General features: G+C 67.2%; 12 protein-coding genes. 5 read left to right on the plus strand and 7 right to left on the minus strand.

Annotated features, from left to right (window positions below):
• Positions 1 to 202: 202 nt before the first annotated feature.
• Genes ABZ942_RS18440 through ABZ942_RS18460 form a run of 5 tightly spaced genes read right to left on the minus strand, consistent with a single transcriptional unit; the run spans position 203 to position 11,102 of the window.
• Positions 203 to 5,809 (minus strand): SDR family oxidoreductase, encoded by a 5,607-nt coding sequence (locus ABZ942_RS18440; RefSeq protein WP_357383434.1) that lies wholly within the window; start codon positions 5,807 to 5,809, stop codon positions 203 to 205.
• On the minus strand, positions 5,806 to 7,206 hold the full coding sequence (locus ABZ942_RS18445) for an acyltransferase domain-containing protein (protein ID WP_357383436.1): 1,401 nt from the start codon (positions 7,204 to 7,206) through the stop codon (positions 5,806 to 5,808). Before ABZ942_RS18445 ends, ABZ942_RS18440 begins: the two co-directional genes overlap by 4 nt.
• A 22-nt stretch (positions 7,207 to 7,228) precedes the next feature.
• Positions 7,229 to 9,028, minus strand: coding sequence for an acyl-CoA dehydrogenase (locus ABZ942_RS18450; RefSeq protein ID WP_357383438.1), 1,800 nt, complete (start codon positions 9,026 to 9,028; stop codon positions 7,229 to 7,231).
• 14 nt (positions 9,029 to 9,042) lie between these two features.
• Entirely contained in the window at positions 9,043 to 10,026 is a 984-nt protein-coding gene (locus ABZ942_RS18455; protein ID WP_357383440.1) for an acyltransferase domain-containing protein, read from the minus strand.
• Positions 10,023 to 11,102: a ketoacyl-ACP synthase III gene (locus ABZ942_RS18460; RefSeq protein ID WP_357383442.1), complete on the minus strand. Its 1,080-nt coding sequence runs from the start codon at positions 11,100 to 11,102 to the stop codon at positions 10,023 to 10,025. The genes ABZ942_RS18455 and ABZ942_RS18460 overlap by 4 nt, the downstream gene beginning before the upstream one ends.
• A gap of 306 nt (positions 11,103 to 11,408) precedes the next feature.
• Here ABZ942_RS18460 and ABZ942_RS18465 point away from each other — a divergent pair, with 306 nt between their 5' ends.
• The gene (locus ABZ942_RS18465) at positions 11,409 to 12,563 is read left to right on the plus strand and encodes an LLM class flavin-dependent oxidoreductase (RefSeq protein WP_357383444.1); all 1,155 of its coding nucleotides are present in this window, start codon (positions 11,409 to 11,411) and stop codon (positions 12,561 to 12,563) included.
• A 71-nt stretch (positions 12,564 to 12,634) separates the two neighbouring features.
• Here ABZ942_RS18465 and ABZ942_RS18470 read toward each other — a convergent pair whose 3' ends face one another.
• Positions 12,635 to 12,808 carry a hypothetical protein gene (locus tag ABZ942_RS18470; protein WP_357383445.1) on the minus strand — a complete coding sequence of 58 codons (174 nt, stop codon included), beginning with the start codon at positions 12,806 to 12,808 and terminating at the stop codon, positions 12,635 to 12,637.
• A gap of 118 nt (positions 12,809 to 12,926) precedes the next feature.
• Here ABZ942_RS18470 and ABZ942_RS18475 point away from each other — a divergent pair, with 118 nt between their 5' ends.
• The gene (locus ABZ942_RS18475; protein WP_357383447.1) at positions 12,927 to 13,814 is read left to right on the plus strand and encodes an LLM class flavin-dependent oxidoreductase; all 888 of its coding nucleotides are present in this window, start codon (positions 12,927 to 12,929) and stop codon (positions 13,812 to 13,814) included.
• A gap of 64 nt (positions 13,815 to 13,878) precedes the next feature.
• On the plus strand, positions 13,879 to 14,040 hold the full coding sequence (locus tag ABZ942_RS18480) for a hypothetical protein (protein ID WP_357383449.1): 162 nt from the start codon (positions 13,879 to 13,881) through the stop codon (positions 14,038 to 14,040).
• Between the two features lie 10 nt (positions 14,041 to 14,050).
• On the opposite strand, the gene ABZ942_RS18485 is transcribed toward ABZ942_RS18480, so the two are convergent.
• Positions 14,051 to 16,165: a prolyl oligopeptidase family serine peptidase gene (locus ABZ942_RS18485; protein WP_357383451.1), complete on the minus strand. Its 2,115-nt coding sequence runs from the start codon at positions 16,163 to 16,165 to the stop codon at positions 14,051 to 14,053.
• 204 nt (positions 16,166 to 16,369) lie between these two features.
• Between ABZ942_RS18485 and ABZ942_RS18490 the strand changes: the two genes are divergently transcribed.
• Both ABZ942_RS18490 and ABZ942_RS18495 read left to right on the plus strand, forming a co-directional pair.
• Entirely contained in the window at positions 16,370 to 16,798 is a 429-nt protein-coding gene (locus tag ABZ942_RS18490; protein WP_357383453.1) for a hypothetical protein, read from the plus strand.
• Positions 16,795 to 20,430 carry a tetratricopeptide repeat protein gene (locus ABZ942_RS18495; protein WP_357383455.1) on the plus strand — a complete coding sequence of 1,212 codons (3,636 nt, stop codon included), beginning with the start codon at positions 16,795 to 16,797 and terminating at the stop codon, positions 20,428 to 20,430. The genes ABZ942_RS18490 and ABZ942_RS18495 overlap by 4 nt, the downstream gene beginning before the upstream one ends.
• The last annotated feature ends 239 nt before the right edge of the window (positions 20,431 to 20,669 follow it).

Raw genomic sequence — 20,669 nt, forward strand, 5'->3', positions numbered from 1 at the left:
TTTAACCGAAGAATATTGCGGGGAAATGTCTTTCGATCCGACTGCGCGCTTGCAGATGCACGTGCGTCCGCCAGCGCATCGCGGGATGCGCTGGCGGATAGCTGGGGATCGGTCGAACGGACGAAAGCGCTGGTCGCTATCGTCGATACCGACGGAGGAGGGTGCCTGCGGCGCCTATCGCGCGCGGTCATCCATTCGATCGTTACCTCGCCGTGACCTGCTGGTGGCGGTTGTCGAGGCTCGGCCGAACGGACCCTAACTGTTGCATCGACAAGCCGGTCATTTCCAGCAGGAGCAGGCCATCCGGTGCGATCGCCCGGAATACCCCGGTGCTGGCCAGCTCGCCGAGTAGCCGAATGTCCGCGCCGTATCGCTCGGCCAGGCCGATGTCGTTGGCGGACAAGGTCGCCAGATCGATTCGGTCGATCTTGCGTGGCACGAAGACCGGCTGGTCGGTATCGGTCCCGGCGGCCAGTGCGAAAGTGCGCAGCATCGCGTCGAGCAGCAGCCACGGGATGCGCATGCCGTCGAGGCAGCTCGCCGTGTCCGACGGCAGCGACCACCTGCCGAGGGACCGCCGATCCGCCGCCCGGCAGCACGTCAGGTTGGCGAACATGCCACCGAGGTGTACCGGCGAATCAGCCAGCCGATATGGATCCTGCACGGATCGGCCGTCGAGATCGGGAACGTCGAGCCGGGGCCGTTCGACGGTCGAATCGGCTGGGCAGACCAGGACTTCCGTGCGGAAGTGGCGTCGTCGAGCCTGGTGCGCCCCGCCGTTCGCTGCGGCGACGGCGGAGCTCAGTTCGACGGTGATCGCCGAGGTGGCCGGCTCGTCGGCGGTGTCGAGTGTGGCCGTGATCCGCAGGTCGACCGGCCGACGGCCGGCGAACGGTTTGATGAACGCCTCGAACCTGGTGTTGCGATATCCACCGACGATGGTGCCTGGACACAGCGCCAGCGCCGCCCGTGCCGCGATTTCCAGCATCAAAGTCCCTGGCACGGTCGGCTTTCGATCGACCAGGTGATCGGCCAGGTAGGCGTCGCGAACGGGATCGAACGTGTAATGCCAGCATCCCCGGGTCGCGTCGACCCGGGTGGGTTCGCCCAAGTATGTATCGACCGGACGCCCGTCGGTCGAAGCATTCTCGACCACGACGTGCGGTCGATCACCGCGCAGCATCCGGAGTTCGTTGTCGCCGAGGAAGACCGCGCAGCCGGCGCTCGGTGCGAGTTCGGCGAGGAAGAGGGCGGTCCCCTCGTCGGTGGTGATCGAGCTGAGTTGGCCCTGTCGTTGCAGGTAAGTGCGGTTCAAGTGGTCCGAACGAAGTCCGGTTTGTCCCCACAGCGGGAATGCGACGGTGAACTCGTGGTCGTCGGAGAACCGGCCGCAGGCGGCCAGGAAGTCGTTGGCGGCGGCATAGTCGACGTCGCCGGGCAGTCCGATCGCGCCTGCCACGGAGCCGATGTTGCACCAGCGAATCGGCGCGTGCTCGGCCAGCGCGGCCTTGAGGTGCTGATAGCCGAGGACCTTGGTATCGCGAACCGCGCGGAAGGTCTCGAACGACTTGTTCGTCAGCAACGCGGGCTCGGACAGCCCGGCCGCGTGCAGCACGAAGTCGAGTCGGCCCGCGGTCGACAAGACGGTGGCGACGGCGGCCCGTACCGAATCGGGGTCGAGTACGTCGCAGGAAAGGCAGTGCAGCCGGTCCGCGCCGAGTCTGTCGGCGAGTTCTCGGTAAGCCCGTTGGCGGACAATGGCTTTCAGATGGCCGTCGGCCTGCTCGACGATGGACCGGACGGGTCTGGTCGGGTCGTCCTCGCGGAGCTGCCGGATCAGCTCCACGCGCAGGTCCGCCACTGCGGCGTCGTCGGCCGCGTGCACCGGCTCGGCGAACTCGGTGGGGTCGGTGCGGGCGAGTAACCAGACCGTGGGCTTGACCCGTTCACTCAGTGCCCGCAGCATCGCGATCGGTAGCCCGCCGGTTCCGCCGGTGACCAGGATTACCGAGTCGTCGGTGATCGGCAGGCCGGTGCCGGTCGTGGGCAGCGCGGCGGGCGTGAGCACCTCGCGATATCTGGTTCCGCTCCGATACCACGCCACCGATCCGGCGGTGGCCGAAGATCTTTCGCGCGCCAGCAACCGGATGGCCGCGGCGGGCGGTGCGTCGGTGAGCACCGCGGCAATGCGCGCGCCGCTGCGTTCCCACCCCAGACTCTTCACGAAGCCGGTGAACAGGGCGGCGTACGGATATGGCCGGCCTGTTGCCGGCTGACCGGGCAGCAGTACCATGAGCGAGCTGTTCACGGTCCAGCGTGGCCACAATCGTTGGGCGGCAACGAAAGTGAGATCGTGTAGGCGCAACTGAGCGGTCAGGTCGGTACCGGGCGGTGCTGCATCGGCGGTGCAGATCACCGTCAACGCGGGAGTCGCCTGGTCGATCAGCGCCTGCACGCGACTCTCGCCCGGATCATCGACGTCCGCGTACAGCACCGTTGCTTCAGCCTGCTCCAGTTCGGCGCGCAGGTGCTGTGCCAACTCGGCGGAGCCGACAAGGACGACGCTCCTCGCTGGGATCGCATTGTGCGACAACATCTCTCGCTCGTGTGGCGCGGCAACCAACGCAGGGACATAGCGTTTGGTGAGGTGGTCCGGTGCCGGCTTTCCCGCCGTCACCACCCGGACTCGGTCGCCGTTCGGCAGCGACAACTCCGAAGTCGCGGCCGTGCCCTCGACGGCGCGCAGCAGTTCCACCGCTCCTGCGGCGCCGAGATAGTCCGGGGCGGTGGCCGGGTCGGCCACGGTATCGCGTTCTCCGCGAGCGAAACTCACTCGCGCCAAGATCGGCCAGCCACGTCGGCCCGCTTCCTCGGCGGTGGCTATCGCGATCAGGAATGCGCCTTCGGCTAGCGATTGCGCCGGGCGGCCGAGAATGTCGGCGAGCTCTCGGCTGGAGTTACCGTTGAGCGCAAGCAGCATGGCGAGATTCAGATCGCCGGTCTGCAGATACCGTCGAGCGGTGCTGAGGGCGGCCAGCGCGGAGTCGTCGCCGGCGTCGATGGCAACGCTCATGCCACGCAGGTTGTGTCGACTGGTGATGCGGGACGCGATGACATTGGTCATCACGCCCGCATAGGTGTCCTCGTTGCACTCCGGTACCCGGGCGCGCACCGCCGCCAGCATCGACTCGATGAGTGGCGTCAAGGTCTGTGCGGCAGCGGAATTGGTGACAGCGCCGAGCGCATCGTCGCCGTAGGTGCGGGTGATCGCGTCGGCGAGTGCGACGGGGACACCGGTGTGCGCGGTGATGACGCCGGTCGATTCGCGTACCTCGGCCCATAGTTCGCCGTGCTCGCGAAGAAACGTGTCCGCGACCTGGATGGCCATCAGATGACAAGGATCGATCGTCGCGATCGTTTTGGGCGTCAGCCGTACTTCGGCCGGCGTGGGTGCCGGATAGGGGACAGCGAACCGCCGATCCGGTGCGTCGCACTCGCCGCGCAGCCAACCGGTTATCCGCTCGCGACCCGGGTTGCCCGGCAGGTGGGCGCTCCACGCGACCACGGCCAATTCTTCGCTGCTCGTGTGCCTGCCGGACCGAATCCGGTTGTCGCGCACGCGATCGGTCACCAGCAGGTGGCCGTTGGTGCCGCCGAACCCGAAGGCCGAGATACCCACCAGCCGCGGCCGCTGTGCGTCGGCCGCAAAGGCGGTGTCGCGCGCGGATACGCGGGTGCGATCGGTCTGCACCCCGGCCGGCGTCGCGGTGAATCCGTACTGCCCCGGTATGTTTCCGGCCCGCAGCGCCTCGACGGCATGAATCAGCGAAACGGCGCCCGCGGCCCAGCCGGTATGACCGACCACCGCCTTGTTGGAACTGCACGGATAACCGCCGGGTGGCGCAACGGCGGCCAACGTCTGCAGTTCGGTGCGGTCGCCGGCCGTGGTGCCGGTGGCGTGCGCGACGATCCAGTCGACGTCCGCGGGCGATGTCTCGTTGACGCCGCGGGCACGTTCGATGGCCAGCCGCTGTCCCGCGGGGTTCGGGGCCGCGATCGCCTTCCCTCGGCCATCGGCGGCAGCACCGAATCCGGTCAGCACGCCGAGGATTCGGTCGCCGTCGGCGCGGGCGCGGGCGAGCAGCTTGAGCGTGACGACAGCGGCCCCGTCGCTGAAAAGCGTTCCGTCGGCCGAGGTGTCGAAGGACCGGACCGCGCCGCCGCGCGACAGGCCACCGAGTTTGGCGAACATCACGGCCACTGTTGGGTTCAAGACCTCGAACCCACCGCAGTAGGCGATATCGCAGTCGCCGGCCAACAGTGCTTTGGCACCGAAGTCGACCGCGTAGAGCGAGGACGCGCACGCGGTATCGATGACCGTCGCCTCGGTGACCCGGTCGACGATTCCGGCGATGGCGGCGTCCACCACCTGCGTGGGCAGCACCGGCAGGCCTGTGCCTGCTCGGTGGTAGCGCTGCCGCAGCAGGCCGCGCAACCGGGTCGCGGCCGCCGGGCCCGCGGCCTGGTCGACCGCGCTGCCGAAAGTTTCGGTGACCAGATGTTCGGCCAGGGTTTGGCTACCGCCGGGCCAAGCACCGACATAGACCGCGCAACGGTCGGTCGATGTCAGGTGGACGCCATCCCTGGCCTGCAGCAGGCTGTGCCGGAGCCAGCGCGTCGCTTCGTCGCGGAGGGGGCCGTCGGCGGCCTCCTGCGCGGCGAGTGTCGGATGGGGACGGAAATCGTGAATGTGGCCACCGACTCGGCAGTAGGTGCGATCGATGGCGGCGCGATCGGCCGCGTAGAAGTTCTCGATCGCGAATCGTTCGCCCGGCTCAGTGAATATCGGTGCGGGCCGCGACAGCAGATCCCAGAATTCCCGCGGGCTGTTGGCGCCCGCGATGGCCAGGCCGGTGCCGACCACCGCGACGAGCTGGTGGTCGGAATCGGTGGATTCCGGTGGTGGAGTAGGCGGATCCGCGGTCGGCACACCGTCGGTGACCGCGGCTTCGGCAGCGGAACTCGCAGGCTCGGCGGCCGGCGCCAAACTTGCCGATCCGAGGGAAAGCCCGCCGTCGGCGAGGATCACCTGCCCCGTGATGAACGCCGCGCGATCCGATGCCAGGAACAGCACGATCTCGGTGAGGTCGGCCTCGGTCGCCAGCCGGCGCATCGGCGTCGCCGCGAGCACCGTCTGCCGGAAAGCGCTGCTGTCGGGGAACAGATGACTGGTGGAGTTGTCGATCAGGCCGGCGGATGCGGTGTTCACCCGGATGCCGGCGGCGGCGAATTCCACTGCTAGATAACGAGTGAGCGCCTCGAGCGCGGCCTTGCTCACCCCGACCGTCGCGTAGTTGCCGATGACGAGACCGGCGCCGATGGAGGACAGATTCACGATCGAACCGTGCCGCCCGGCCATCAGGGGTGCGGCAGCCTGTGCGCACCGCCGACTGCCGTCGAGGTTGACGGCGAGAGCCTTGGACCAGTCACTGTTGCGCAAGGTCGACATCGGGGCGAGTGTTCCGCGTGCGGCATTGTTGATCAGGATGTCGAGTCCGTCGTGGCGATCGGCGATCTGGCCGAACATCGCGCGAACGGATTCCTCGTCGGCCACCGAGCCACGGACGAGCTCGGCGGAACCGCCGAGCTCGTGTATCTCGGCGAGCGTTGCGCGCGCGTCGCTTTCGGAATGAAAGTAGTTGACGAGCACATGCGCGCCCTGCTCGGCCAGCCGCAGGCCGATCGTGCGCCCAATGCCCTTGCCGCCGCCGGTGATCAGCGCTGTCTTTCCGGTGAACTCACCACTCATCGCGGGATACCTCCCGTCGGGACCGGTGCCTGCTCGGCGCCGTCGGCGAGACGACGCAGCAACTCGGTCAGCTCGGTGAGGGTCGAATAGGACGTGACGCGCAGTTCGGCGGCGGGTTCGGGCAACCCGAACCGCTGCCTGACCAGCCGGAACGCTTCGATCTGCTTGATCGAGTCGATGCCGAGATCGGCCTCGAGGTCGACGTCGGCATCCAACAGATCGACCGGATAGCCCAGCGCTTCGGCGTAGATCTCGCGGATCTGCGCGAAGAGTTCGTCCGCCGCGGGCAGCGACGCAGGTGGGGCGCTCGCTTCGGCCTGCGGTGCCGGTGCGGCGACCTGTTCGGTGGCAGGTGCGAACGAGGTCGGTCGGTGGCCGTTCGTGGATTCGATGGTCGGCGGCGTAGCGGCCGGGACAGCATCGGTCCCTGCGGCGTCGACCGAGCCGACCGCCTGCCGGAACTCTGCCGCCGAGCACCGCCGCCGCAGCGGCGCGACCGTGCCCGCCGCAGCGGGCAAACAGGTAGAGACCATTGCGGTCAGCGTGTCCCGACCGCCCGACTCGACGTAACGGCGTACGCCGTCGCGGTACAGCCGCAGCAACCCGTCGTAGAACAGCACCGGCTGGATCAGGTGACGTGCCACCCAGGCGCGGACGTCCTCGGCGGACGTCAGGTAACGACCGAGCACCGGCGAGTAGACCGGGATTCTCGGCTCGGCGACCGGAAGGTCGGCGAAATCTCGGGCGAATGTCTCGGCGGCGTCGCGCAGCAGCGGGTGGTGGAACGGCCGGGCAGCGCGCAGCCGGGTCGCCCGAATGCCCGCCGCCGCGGCGATGTGCTCGACTGCGGTGAGTGCGGTGGTCGGTCCGGAGATCACGCATTGATCCGGGCCGTTGTCCACCGTGACGACGGCGCTCGGCTCATCGATGAAGCCGACCAGGTGCGTCGCGCGGTCCCTGCCCAGCGCCAGCGCCACCATGCCACCGTCGGGGATCGAACAGCTGCGCAAGGCTGTCGTTCTGCCGAAGACCAACCGGGTCGCGTCGCGCAGGGTGAGGGCACCGGCCGCCGTGAACGCCGATACCTCACCGAGGCTGTGTCCGACCACGACGTCCGCGTCCAGGCCGGCCGCGACCAGCATCTGATAGATGACGATATTGCTGGAGAACAAGGCCATATCCAGGTCTGGCGATTGATCGGCCACCAAGTCGTCCAGCGATGCGGCACCGGGGTCGATCAGCAGCCGTGATATCGGAGCATGTCCCTGTTCGTCGCACATCTGATCTAGTTGAGCCAATGTCGCTTGTGCCGAGGGGAATTCGTCGATCAACTGGGCCAGGACGCCGGGTACGTACGATCCTTGCCCGGGGAACATGAAGGCGGTACGAGCGCTCATTGGTGACTTCCTTTGCGGAGTTTTACAGTTCCGGCAGGTCGAAGGTGGCCGCGAAATCCGTTATGTGCGGGACGAGTTCGTCACAGCGGGCACGACGCCGTTCCCAGATATGGTCGAGCAGCGGCGTCGGGGTCAGTCGTTGGTCGGCCAGGAATCCGGCGTTGCGTTGAATCCAGGACAGTGCGTACAGCTCCAGCAGCCCGCGCACCGGCGCGGGCGCGCTGTGATGCGCACTCTGCAAGAGCTCCAGGACGATACGATCGGCCTGTGCCGCGGCGGCCGTCTGCGCGAGTGCGAGATTGTCGTTCCATGCGGTGAACTGGTCGTGCCCCGCGCGACGCGCAGCTTCGATCTGGCTGACCAGGCGGTGGTGGTAGTAGCGTTCGGTGGTGCGCGCCAATGAAACCCAGGCGCGTGGTGAGGTCAGATCGGTGGCATCGGGCGGCCTCGGCTCCGGGCGGGGCGGCCGGTATCGATGCGGATCGGCCATCGCGTGCGCGGTATCCAGCAGGATGAGATCGTTGTCGCCGCCCGCGCAGAAGTACGAGTTGACGAAGCCGTGAAAAGCGTTGAGGCGATTGTGCGCAACGAAGCCGGTCGCGCCGCAGTGGGTGCGGCAGCTCGCGATCACCTCCAGCGCGAGGCGGGTCGCGAAGGCCTTCAGCAGGGGGAGTTCGCTGTCGACCGCCGACCAGGGAGCCCACGTGGCCGCGCCGTCGGGCGCGGGAAGCGTTGCGGCACTGGCGCGGACCACGTGCCGGCCGACGATGGCCAGGGCGTACGCGGCCGCAAGCGCGCCGAGCACCGCTTCTTGTTGATTGCGATAGCGGATGAGGCCTTGCTCGGGTGCCAGCCGCCCCATCGTCAGCCGAGTTGCGGTGTGCGACTGCAGAATTCTCGCCGAGTCCTGGGTGACACCGGCGCACGCCGCGATGACGCCGCGCCACACATGCGGTGCCCCGATGCTCATCGTGCGGGCGAGGCGCTGCGCGGCATCGCCCGCGTCATCATGGAACCGGCCGTCGGCGTCGATGGTGGCGCCATCACTGAGCCAGGCATGCAACGGAATTCGCATCCGGTCGAACCGCACATAGGCGAAATCGCAGGGCAGCGCGTAAGTATCGGGTGCCGGGGTGATCTGCACGCCGGGCAGGGCGGCGCCGTCGGGGCCCCGCACCGGGACGATGAACACGAACGTGCCCCGTTCCTGCCCGCCGACGATCAGCTGCGCGTAGACCGCGCCGGTCTTCGGGACGCCGGGATGGCCGGTGCTGCTGGGAAACTTCCGCGCGTCGGCATCGGGGGTGTGCAGGATGAAGCCGCCGGTCTCCGGGTCGAACGAAGCCTGCGTGCGCGGGTGCAGGTGACTGTTGCTGCGGGCGCCCTCGGTCATCAACGCGGAGCCGAAGGCCTCCATCGACTCCAGCGCGGCCCGGGTCTCGGCCAGGCCTGCGGCGGGCCCGGACCGCAGAATCGGCGCGAGCACCAACGTGTAGTGCACCAGCAGGATATGGAACAGGTCGGGATCCGCGAGCGCAGCCCTGGCCAGCAAGGCCGACAGCATGCGTGGCGAGTCGAGCAGCTCGGTGGCCGGCGGCGCGGTCCGTCCGGCATGCCGTGCTCGGGCATACGCCAGCGTCAATCGTTCCTGCCGGGAGATGCCGTCGGGCCAGCTGAAGAACGCGTCGGGGATCGCGTCGTGCAGCCGAGCCCGAGTCTCGTGTTCGGCCACCTCCGATGCGGAACCGGCCGAGAAGCGCAGCAGCTCGGATCGTGGCGGACTGCTCGAGCCGATCGTGGCGAGATCGTGGTCGATGGACATCGCCGTTCCTTTCCTCACCGCTGTCGAAGGGGGACAGGGGATTTCGACGGTGTGCCGGTCAACCAGGACAGATCGCCGGCCAACGGCGCCAGGGTGCGGGCCGCGGGCAGGGTGGCGTGCACGCACCGGCTCAAACCGTCGCCCACCCCGAGCTCGATGAACAGCGTGGTGCCCGGTGTGTCGGTGTGCCGCAGTGCTTTCACCAGATCGACGGGTTTGACGACACAATCGACCAGGGCTTCGCGCAGGTCTTCGGTATCGGCATAGGTTCGCCGCCCGACCGGCGAATGCACCGGCACGCGCAATGGGCGTTGGCGGGTCCGGCGCAGACCCGCACGGAATCGGTCTGCGACGACGACAAGCCCCGGATGGTGTGAGGCGTAGGGCACCGCGAGTCGCACCAGCCGGGGACCGTCGCCTTGCCGCTCGAACAGCGCCGCGATCGCGTCCGCGGGACCGCTGACGATGGTCTGCTTCGGGCTGTTGACGCACGCGACAACAAGATCCGACCGACCGACCTCGTCGAGCAGTAGGCGAGTGTCGGGCTCGGACGCGAGCACCAGCACCATGGCGCCGCGTCCCTCGAAGCCGCGGAACGCGGCGTTGAGCGCACAGACCGCGCGGGTGCCATCGGTGACGTCGAAGACGCCCGCACAGACCAGGGCGGCGATCTCGCCGAAGCTCTGTCCGACTATCACGTCGGGGCGAAAACCCGCCGCGGTCAGCAACCGATCGAGGACCACGGAAACGGCGTAGCTCGCGAGCTGCGGGATTCCCGGTGCCATCGCCGGACTCGTGCTATCGCTGAGCAACACCTCGCGAAGCCCTTGTCCCGCACCGTCGGACGCTCGTTCGATGTCGGCTATGAGGTCGTAGATGGTCGCGCGGGACGCACTGTCCGCGCGATAGAGATCGCGCAGTGCGCACCGTGGATCGCCGCCCTGCCCCGGGACGAGGAAAACGATGCGGTGCGGCGGTTGCGGGTCCCGCTCGTTCATCGACCGACCCCCTGGTCATCGATGCTCCAGGTGAGAACCGTGCTCCCCCAGGTGACACCGGCGCCGAACCCCACGATCAGTATTCGGTCACCCGCGTGCAGCCGTCCGGCGGACTGGGCTTTGGCCAGCGCGTATGGCATCGATCCCGCGCCGATGTTGCCCACCATGTCGCCGACGATGATCAGGCGCTCGACGTCGAATCCCGCGTCCGCGCAGGCCCTGCGCAACAGCACGGGATTGGGTTGGTGCGTGACGATCACGTCGATCTGGTCGGCGGTCAAACCTGCTCGCCGTAACGCGCTCGCGGCCGCTTTGGGGAAGATCTCGAGAATGAAGTCGCGTACTGCCTTGCCGTCCATATGGATGCGATGCTGTCCACGTTCCAGGGTGTCCGTGCTCGCCGGACGCCGGCTGCCACCCGCCGGGATGAGCACGTCGCCCGCGTGGTCGCCATCCGAGCCGAGTTCGATCTGGTCGAATCCTGTTCCGGCGGCGACCGGCCCGAGAATCGTCGCGCCCGCACCGTCACCGAACAGCACCGCGGTGGCGCGGTCGGCGGGGTCGAGGAAGCGCGAATACGCCTCGACGCCGACCACGGCCGCGCACCGACCTGCGGTATCGCCGCGGAGGTAATCGACGGCGACACGGGTGCCGAACAGCCAGCCGGTGCAGGCGGCGGACACGTCGAAGGCCACCGCCTGGTGTGCTCGCAGCAGGGCCTGTACCCGGCATGCCGTGGACGGGCCCAGTTCGTCCGGGGTGGAGGTCGTCACGATGATCAGGTCCAGATCACCGGCGTGGAGCCCGGCCGCGTTCAGCGCATCGCGTACCGCGTCGGCGGCGAGTTCGGACGCGGACTGGTCGCGGTTGCAAACGTGGCGTTCGTGGACTCCGGTGCGTTCGACGATCCACTGTGGCGTCACGCCCGCGGCTTCGGCGACTTCGGTATTGGTGCGCACTCGCTGTGGAACGTAGCCGCCGGCTCCGAGAACTCCGATAGCAATTCTGTCGCTACCGAAGTGACGGTTGCGATTGTTCGAGATCCGATCGAGGTATCCGAGATTGTCGTCTGCCATCGATATCACTTACTTCCGTTTCGGGAGGACGATCTCCGAAACGTACTATCGGTCTCCGGCCGCCTGCCCTACCGCGGATGGGGCCAACGCCCTCGAATCTGTGGTCCCGACCACCGCCGTTGTTACGCTCGCCCATTTCCAACATGCCTTGGGTACCAACTTCTGCGGTGGGCCGGTACCTACAAATTTTGTTGGATTGTCCGCCGGGTGGTCGTTCTATGTTCGTTGGACTCGACGGCGATGCGGAGCGGCTGGCGGATGTTACCCGGATTCGCATGACCGTATTCCGACGACCCGGGAGGTCTCATGCGGAAGGCGGACAGATTCCGTACCGGCATACTCGACCTGAGTTTGCAACCCCGAATCGCACCCGATCTGACATTCCGCGTCAATCGGTGGCTCGCCGCCGCGAGTCGGGCGGATTCGCTCTTCGTACCGGATCACCTCACCGGTTTACTGCCCGGCTCGATCTGGCAGCCGCGGTATATCGGGGCAGCACAGCTGATACCCAAGGCGAACGCGCATTACGATCCGTGGACCGCACTCGGGTACATCGCCGCGCAGAACAGCCTCAAGCGACTGCGGCTCGGTGTCGGCGTCACCGACGCCGGACGCCGAAACCCCGCGGTCACGGCTCAAGCGGCCGCCACCCTGCACCTGTTGAGCCGGGGACGCGCGATCCTCGGTATCGGACCGGGGGAGCGAGAGAACAATGAGCCGTACGGGGTTCCGTGGCACGCGCCGGTGGCCAGATTCGAGGAAGCCCTCGCGACGATTCGGCTGCTGTGGGAGTCCAATGGCCGCCCGGTTACCCGAGATTCCGAGTACTTCCCGCTGCACGACGCGATCTTCGAGATTCCGCCGTACCGTGGCACCAGACCGGAAATCTGGATAGGGGCGCATGGCCCGCGCATGCTGCGTTTGGCGGGGCGATATGCGGACGCCTGGTTCCCCGCCTATCCGCAACCCGTGCCCGAATACCGGAGTAGTTTGGCGCAAATGCGGACCGCGGCGTCCGACGCGGGCCGAGATCCGATGTCGGTAACACCGGCGGCGATGATCTTCGTGATCACCGGATTGACTCGGGCCCATATCGACGAGACGGTCGAATCGGTGGGTGCGCGGGCGTTCGGCCTGTGCATATCGGCCGATATGTGGGCGCGGCACGGCGTCGAACATCCAATGGGGTCGAATTTCACCGGTATCCAGGATCTGCTTCCGCAACTGCTGGACGAGGACACCGTCCTTTCGTATGCCGAGAAGGTGCCGGGGTCGTTGGTTCGGGATTACTGCGTCACCGGAACCCCTGCCGAAGTCGAGGAACGTATCGCCGAATTACGCGACAACGGTCTCCGGTACGCCGTGCTGGTAGATCTCAGCACATTCCATCCTGATATCAAACGAGGACTCGCCGCATCCATTCCGTTCCTGCGCATACTCAGAAGGCTGCGCAGGTTGTGATCGCTGATTTGTCTGCCAGGGCCCGGAAGATTACCCAATTCAACGGAGGAGCGCCGGAAATGAGCGTCGAATCAACCCATCGGACACAGTGTCGCGCACCGTGCGGCAGGCTGGTCGATGACGATCATGTCGAGGATTCCGACGGATTCGGGATGATCGTTCGGATCGACCGATACGCCTGCGGGTGCCAGTACGTCCGCCGCGACTATCACGACGGCAGCATCGGCGAACGCACGATCCGCCATGACGGGAAAGAGCTCCCCGCGGAGCTACGTCCAGAGCAGGGATGTTAGGGACCGGCGTCGTCGAAGTATGTTCCGGTAGAGCCCGAGGGCCCGCTGACGCGGCTGGCATGATCTCGGTGTGAACTTACGATTCGGGATTCAGGTGGCGCCGACGGCGACCGAGTTGCCGCAGCTGCGTGCGATGGCGAAGGTGGCGGACCGGGAAGGGCTGGAGCTGCTCGGCATTCAGGATCATCCATACTCGGGTGGGTTGGCGGATACGTTCGCGGTTATCGCGACGGTGTTGGCGGAAACCGAACGGCTGCGGGTGTTTCCGGATGTCGCCAGCCTGCCGTTGCGCGGACCCGCGATGCTCGGGAAGCAGGCCGCGACCTTGGATCTGCTCAGCGGCGGGCGATTCGAGCTCGCGTTGGGAGCGGGCGCGTTCTGGCCCGCGATCGGCGCGATGGGCGGCCCGGTGCGGTCGAATCCCGAAGCGTTGCAGGCGCTCGAGGAGGCCACCGCGATCATCCGGGCCATGTGGTTGCCGGGGACGAAGGCGAAAGTCCACGGCACGCACTACACCGTGCACGGCGTGCAGGCCGGGCCCGCACCCGCGCATCCGGTCGGGATCTGGTTCGGCAGCGTCGGTCCGAAGGCCAACGCCCTCACCGGGCGGATCGCCGACGGGTGGGCCGCGCCCATCCCGCACTACCTGCCGTACGAGAAATGGCAAGCGACACAGGACATTATCTCGGCCGCCGCGATCGATGCGGGACGTAAACCGGCCGACATCACCCGGATGGCGCAACTCGTCGGCACCATCACCGACGCGCCCGGCCCGGTGACGCTGCGCGGCGAGGAACCGATTCGCACCGACGCCGCGGGCTGGGCGCGCATTCTGGCCGACCTCGCCGTGGACACTGGCTTCGACACCTTCGTGTACTGGCCGGAATCCGCCGACGACACCCAGCTCCGTCGCTGGATCGGTGACGTCGTCCCGGCCACCCGAGCCTTGGCCGCCTGACCATCCCCGGAATCTTTTGAGCGACCGCCGGGGAGAGCGGGACCTATCGGAGTAGAAAGGGGGGATGGGAAAACAGGCCGTCGTGGTGTTGTATGTGCTCGCGCTGGTGGCTGTTGTGGTTGGCGTGGATGTCCTGTTCTTCAGGCATCAGTTTTGGGCGCGGCTGATGGTGAACGTCGGAATCGTGTTGGTGTTCGCGGCGTTCTATTTGCGGTTTCTGAAATAGGTTCGGCCGGTCAGCGGAGTGAGCGGCGCAGGAATTCGAGTTGGAGGAGGAGCAGGTTTTCGGCGACCGACTCCTGGGGGGTCATGTGGGTGACGCCGGACAGGGGGAGTACTTCGTGTGGGCGGCCGGCGGCCAGTAGGGACGAGGACAGGCGGAGGGAGTGGGCGACCACAACGTTGTCGTCTGCGAAGCCGTGGATGATCATCATTGGGCGGTGTGGTTCGGCTGCGTCGACCAGGCCTGCGTCATCGATGAGTGAGTTGCGCCGATAGATTTCCGGCTGCTCGTCCGGGTGGCCGAGGTAGCGCTCCATGTAGTGGGTGTCGTACAGGCGCAGATCGATGACCGGCGCACCTACTACGGCTGCGTGGAATACGTCCGGGCGGCGCAGTGCCGCGAGCGCCGCCAGGTAACCGCCGAAGGACCAGCCGCGGATGGCGACTCGGTTCAGGTCGAGGGGGAAATCGTCGGCGAGCGCCTGCAGCGCGTCCACCTGGTCCTCGAGCACGACTGCGGCGAGGTCGTCGCGGATCTCTTTCTCCCAGGCGGGGGAGCGGCCGGGAGTGCCGCGGCCGTCGGCGACCACGACGGCGAAACCCTGGTCGGCGAACCATTGCGAGGTGAGATGCGGATTGTGTGCGGCGAGCACCCGCGGGCCGTGTGGTCCGCCGTAGGGATCCAGGAGGACCGGGAGCGGGGTCGAGCCGTCGTAATCACGGGGGAGTAGGACGGCGCAGGGGATGCGCCGTTTGCCTGCCTCGGTCAGGGTCACCCGCGGGGACAAGCCGGGATCTGCCGCATACGTGGCAATCGTCGCCACCTGCGTTCCGTCGCGAAGCACCTGTATGTCGGCGCCCGGCCGGTCGAGTGTGGCAGATGTCAGCACGGTGATGCTCCCGGCGCGCACCGCCGAGTGCACGCCCGGCTGGTGCGAAACACGTTCCAGGCCAAGCTCGTTGACGCGATAGACGTGAACCTCGCCGGTTTCCGGCGCGTCGGCCTCGGCGCCCGCGGACGCGGTGATCAGCACGTCGTCCGGCCCGACGTCGAGTACCGCGCGGACGTGCAACTGTGGGCCGGTCAGCGCGCGTTCACCGACCGCGAGGACCCGTGCGTCGCCCTCGTCGGCGACTCGTACGAGCTGTCCCGACGGGTTCCAGCAGGGCACGCCGGGGAAAAGATCGAGCCACACCGGATCTTCGTCGGTGTGCACGGTCTGAGTCGCGCCGGTCTCCGGGGACACCGCCAAGTACAGCTGACTGCGCTGATCGCGCGCCTGTACGAGCAGCAGCGGAGCACCGGCATCTGACCAATGCACCTGCGCGAGATACGGATAACGCGCCCGGTCCCAAGCGACCTCCGTGCGCACTCCATCCAGGCCGATCACGAACAGCTGTACGTCCGCGTTGTTGGTTCCGGCCGCCGGATAGGCGACCTGTCGTGGGTCATCCGCGGGTCGGGCCGGGTCGGCGATCCACCAGCGCTGTACCGGCGTGTCATCCACGCGGGCGACCAACAGGTGCTGCGAGTCCGGCGACCACCAGAATCCCCGGTAGCGGCTCATCTCCTCCGCCGCAATGAACTCGGCGAGACCGTAGGTGACGTTGGCCGACTCCGGCTCGGCGAGCGCCCGCTCATCCTTGCCCTCGACGCTCACGACCCGCAACGCACCGTGCGCGGCATAGGCGACGTGCCGACCGTCCGGGGATGGGCGCGGGTCGATCGCCGATCCGGCGGCAGGGAGTTCACGTGTCGTGCCGCCCTTCAGGTCGGCCACGAACAACCGGCCCGACAAGGCGAAGGCCGCCATCTCCACGGCCGTGTCGGTGGCATAGCCGACGATGCCTGCACCGCCCTCGCGGCTGCGTTCGCGACGCGCGAGCTCTTCGGGTGGCAGGTCCTCGGTCGCGCTGCCCAGCAGGACGCGCGGATCGGCCGCCACACGCTCCTCGCCCAGCGCCAGATCGAGAACCCACAGGGAACTCGCCCGGTCTGTACCGGAGGTAGAGCGCAGGAATGCGACGCGTGCGCCGTCGGATGCCACGGTGAAAGCACGCGGTGCGCCGAGCGTAAATCGCTGGGTGCGAGCGCTCAGACGGGGGAAGGAGTCGGGCGTCGTCGACATGCCTCCGACCCTACTGGCTGAGCCGAAGGTACTATCAACCGCACGGGATTTCTTCTGTCAGTGAGTGTTTCGGCGGAATCAAATCGCGCGTCCCGGCAGAGATCTCGGGTTTCGGGGAGGTGCTGAAAGCCGGCCGGCCCAGGGCGTTACCTCCCTGCCGAAATTACCGGTGTGTCGGCGGACGGTCGCGCCGATAATGGCGGTGTGATCCAACGATTCCTGGGGTGGGCGATCGGTCTTGCTGGTCTGATCGGTCTCGGATGCAGTATCTGGCTGTTCGTCGCGGTCGGGCTGGACAAGGCCGACAAGCTGGCGAGTGTGCTCAGTTTCTTCCTCGCCGCCGCCGGGGTTGTCGCTGCCGTGTACGGCGTGGTGCTGACCCGGCGGGCGAGCGCCGGCGATATCACTCAGGGAGTCAGCGACTCTGCGGTCGGTGGCGGGGTGCTCCAGGCGGGCCGGGTGCGCGGCAAGGTCACGTTGCGCCGTACCGGGGGGAGTCCCGCCGCCGCGCCCGGTGCCGTTCCGGCTCCTTCCACGGTGAATCCGCCACAAGGTCAATCGGTTTCGCACAGCCGGATCGCCGGGCCGGTGGACCAGATCCATGACGCGGACGAGCTAGACGCGGACCGGTGAAGTTTCCGTGGCGACGGTCCGTCAAGGGACAGTCGATCAGCAACACCGTCGTCTTCCGCGACGTGATCCAGATCGCCGGCTCCGGCAATGTCACGATCTCCGGAAACCAGCAGCAGCACTACCGGATCGAGAATCTGCCTACCGCCACGGCGACCGTGTCGAAGGAGCGTGCACGGGCCCAGCCCGCCCGGCTGCTGCACTCCAGGTACGAGGCGGTGCCGTTTATCGGCAGGCACGATGAGATCGCCAGACTCGACGAATGGATGAGCCAGCCCGATCAACTCGGGGTCCGGCTGATCCACGCCGGTGGCGGGCAGGGCAAGACCAGACTGATGACGCACTACGCCGCCCAATCCGCCCGCGCGGGCTGGGCGGTGTGGCGGGCGCTGTACGCGCCCGATTCCGATATCCCGCAGGATCCGGTCGAACTCGGTGGCAGCAGCGGCGTTCTCGTGCTGGTCGACTACGCCGACCGGTGGCTGCTGACCCATCTGCGCAGGCTGGTAGCCCAGCTGCACGTGCTCGCGCTGGAGCGTGGTATTTCGATAAGGGTGCTCATGGTGGCCCGTTCGGCGACCCACTGGTGGCCCACCCTCGCCCACGATCTGGAGGGCGGATTCGATATCGCTGCCGACACCATCGAGCTGACGCCGCTGGGCACACAGCTCGACCGGGCCACCGTCTTCAGTTCGGCGGCAGCGGCTTTCGCCGCCGCGATGGGCGTCAACGGCGACCGGCCCGTGATTCCACCTGCGGAGATCGATCTGGCGCAACCCGGGTTCACGTCGGTGCTTTCCCTGCATCTCGCCGCCCTCGTCACCGTCGACAGCCAGTTGCACGGTGCCGATCTGCCTGGTGACCAGGCCGCACTGTCCGGCTATCTGTTGCGCCGCGAACAGACGCACTGGACCCGGCTGTTCGAGATCGGGCACATCACCGCGCGCCCCGAGGTGATGCACCGGGTGGTCTGGCTGGCCACCCTGATCGGTCCGGTAACGCCGCATCCGGCCGACGGCATTCTTCGGCACGTTGGGCTGGTGTCCACCTCGGATCGGGCGCACGAGCTGATGGACGACCATTCGCGCTGCTACCCGTCGGAAGACCCGCACACGGTATTGGAGGGACTGCATCCGGACCGCCTCGGCGAGGACTTCGTCGCACTCTCCATCCCGGGCCGGGCACCTCACGGGGCGCAGGACATGATCCTGCCGGACCCCTGGACCGGTGCGGCGGTGCAGCGGTTGCTCGACACCGCGACCGAACAGGCGACGCCGGTGGCCTGGTGGACCCCGCAGGTGATGACGAACCTGGTGGAGACCGCGCGCCGGTGGCCGCACGTCGCCGCGGAGATACTGTTCCCCGTGGTGCGTAACCACCCACAGGCGCTGATCGCCGCGGGCGATGCCGCGGTCGAGCGCTTCGTCAGGTTGGACGGCATCGACCTGACGGTTCTGGCAGCCATGGAATCCTGCTATCCCCAGCACTGCCGCGAGCTGGACATCGCCCTGACGGTCGCGCTCATCTCCACCAAGGCCTATCCGGATCGGCTTGCCGCGGAGCAGGATCCGGCGCGGCAGGCCCGGATTCACCGCATCCACGCGCAACGGCTCAACGACGCCGGTTCGTACTCGGCCGCCCGCGCCGCCGCCACCGAATCCACCCGCCTCCTGCGGAGCAGGGTGGCCGTCGATCCCGCCGAACTCGCGGCGGCACTGATCCAGCTGAGTATTGCCGAATTCCGGCTCGGTCTCACCGGCGACGCGGTCGGTAACGCCCGCGAGGCGATGGCGCAGTACCTTGGCCTGTCCTCCCGCGATCGGCACGATCATCTGGACGATATCGCGGTGCTGGCCAACAACTATGGCACCTGGCTGGCGACCGAGGGCGATACCCGCACGGCGCTGACCATGACCGAGACCGCCGTCGAGGTCGGCCGCGCGCTGGTCCGGGAAAGTGTGGATCAGCATGTCCTGCTGCCCGGGCTGGCCTCGTCGTTGCACAATCTCGGCTATCAGCTGTCGATCATGGGACGCGATACCGAGGCGCTGACCGCGATCGAGGAAGCGGTGGCGTTGCGCCGGGATCTGGTGCACTCCAAACCTTATGACCACCTGGGCGACCTGGCCGAATCACTGCGCCTGCTCAGCGCTCAGCTGGCCCGGCTTGGGCAGACCGACGAGGCGCTCACGGGCCTGCGCGAGGCGATGCTGATCATGGAGGTGCTGGTCCAGCGCAAACCGACTGTCTACCAAGAGGCTTCGATCACCGTCTGCCGGCAGATGGTGGGACTGCTGCTGGATATGGACCGGCGCGGGGATGCGGTGGAACCGGCCGAGCAGGCGGTACAGGGGCTGCGTACGTTGGTCGGATCGGGTGCGGTGCAGCACCGATCCGCCCTCGCGGAGGTGTTGCAGCTGCTCGGCGATCTGCTGGCGGATCAGCAGCGTTCGGCCGAGGCGCTGCTCGCGGCCGAGGAGGCGCTGAGTCTGCGACGCGAGTTCCAGACGACCGGGCCGGAGGCCGAGTCGCCCGCGCTGGCGGCCTGTCTGGCGACGGTCGCGATGCGGCTTTCGCAGGCAGGGCGGATGGAGCAGGCCGAGCCGCTCGCCGGCGAGGCGGAGCGGATCTATCGTGGCTTGGCCGAATCGGACGTGTCCTACCGGCTACCGTATGCCGGTGCGCTCGAGATACACGACGCCGTGCTGGTGGGGCTCGGCCGTGACGCCGAGGGCCTGCCGATGCTCCGGGAGACGGTGACGCTGTATCGCCGCCTGGTCGAAAACGATGCCGTACACCTGCTCGGCCTGGTCGCGGCGCTGGCCAATATCGGCAGGCGCGCAGCCGATTCCACCGATGAAGAGGAAGCGGTAACGGCGAGCGCGGAAGCCGTCGAACTTTGTTGGCAGCTCGCGGCGGGATACACCGGTATCGACTCGGCCGTACTCGCCGACGCGCTACTGGTGCACGGCACGAATTTATTTGCGAAGCAACGTATTGCGGATTCGGTGGCGCTCTGCGACGAGGCTGTTGGGCTTTACCAGCAGCTGGTCGCCGACCGGCCGGACGCCTACCTGCCGAATCTGGCCGACGCCTGGCTACAGCTGGCCCTCGGCCATGCGGCGGACGAGCAGTTTCAGGATGCGCAAGCCGCGGCAGGCCAATCCCTTTCGCTCTATCGATATCTCAGCAAGGCCGATCCGTACACGCATCAACTCGGCTTCGCCCGCGCTGCGGAATACCAGGGGATGTGGGCGGTGCAGTCGGGCGATCCGCTCGCGGCCATGGCCCCGTTCAACGAGGCCCTCGCCGCCTACCGGAACCTGTCCGAGCGCGAAATGAATCCTGACCATCTGGCTCGTGTGGCCGCGACGCTGCATCAAATCGCACACGTCGGCATGCTGACCGGACGTGTCGGGAACGTGCACTCCGCCATCCGGGAGTCGGTCGCGATCTACAGTTCGCTCAACGCGCATCACGCCGACCGATACCAGGAGGAACTGAACGCGGCCACCAGCACCCACACGGCGATCCTCCGGTACTTCGACCACTATTGGGCCTGGGTCCGTGAGCAGGAGGAGGCCAAAAAGCAGCAGGACCGCTGGGTCGAGTGGATCGGCGGCCACGAGCAGTAGAGCGCAGCGGTTTTCGACCCTGTCTGCCGGGAGCTCAGCAGAACCACCCAAGTGCATTGATCGAGTTGGTGGCCGGCACCGGCGAGATCGCTTCGGCGGACGCGGTCCCTACCTGCTGACGCCCGGCACGTCAATCGAAATCTTGGAGAAATTATCCGCAGGGGATTTTCTTTACCAAATTTAAATGCCTCACCTCTTGCCTTATCGGCGATTCGGAATTTCGGTCAGTTGTCCAACTT

The organism is Nocardia sp. NPDC046473 (assembly GCF_040645995.1).
GTDB lineage: Bacteria > Actinomycetota > Actinomycetes > Mycobacteriales > Mycobacteriaceae > Nocardia.

What these genes read in the sequence shown, in the direction of transcription:
- ABZ942_RS18455 (WP_357383440.1), bottom strand. Translation starts at nt 10,026, where the DNA reads ATGAACGAGCGGGACCCGCAACCGCCGCACCGCATCGTTTTCCTCGTC.
- ABZ942_RS18465 (WP_357383444.1), top strand. Translation starts at nt 11,409, where the DNA reads ATGCGGAAGGCGGACAGATTCCGTACCGGCATACTCGACCTGAGTTTG.
- ABZ942_RS18460 (WP_357383442.1), bottom strand. Translation starts at nt 11,102, where the DNA reads ATGGCAGACGACAATCTCGGATACCTCGATCGGATCTCGAACAATCGC.
- ABZ942_RS18470 (WP_357383445.1), bottom strand. Translation starts at nt 12,808, where the DNA reads ATGGCGGATCGTGCGTTCGCCGATGCTGCCGTCGTGATAGTCGCGGCG.
- ABZ942_RS18485 (WP_357383451.1), bottom strand. Translation starts at nt 16,165, where the DNA reads ATGTCGACGACGCCCGACTCCTTCCCCCGTCTGAGCGCTCGCACCCAG.
- ABZ942_RS18440 (WP_357383434.1), bottom strand. Translation starts at nt 5,809, where the DNA reads ATGAGTGGTGAGTTCACCGGAAAGACAGCGCTGATCACCGGCGGCGGC.
- ABZ942_RS18480 (WP_357383449.1), top strand. Translation starts at nt 13,879, where the DNA reads ATGGGAAAACAGGCCGTCGTGGTGTTGTATGTGCTCGCGCTGGTGGCT.
- ABZ942_RS18450 (WP_357383438.1), bottom strand. Translation starts at nt 9,028, where the DNA reads ATGTCCATCGACCACGATCTCGCCACGATCGGCTCGAGCAGTCCGCCA.
- ABZ942_RS18445 (WP_357383436.1), bottom strand. Translation starts at nt 7,206, where the DNA reads ATGAGCGCTCGTACCGCCTTCATGTTCCCCGGGCAAGGATCGTACGTA.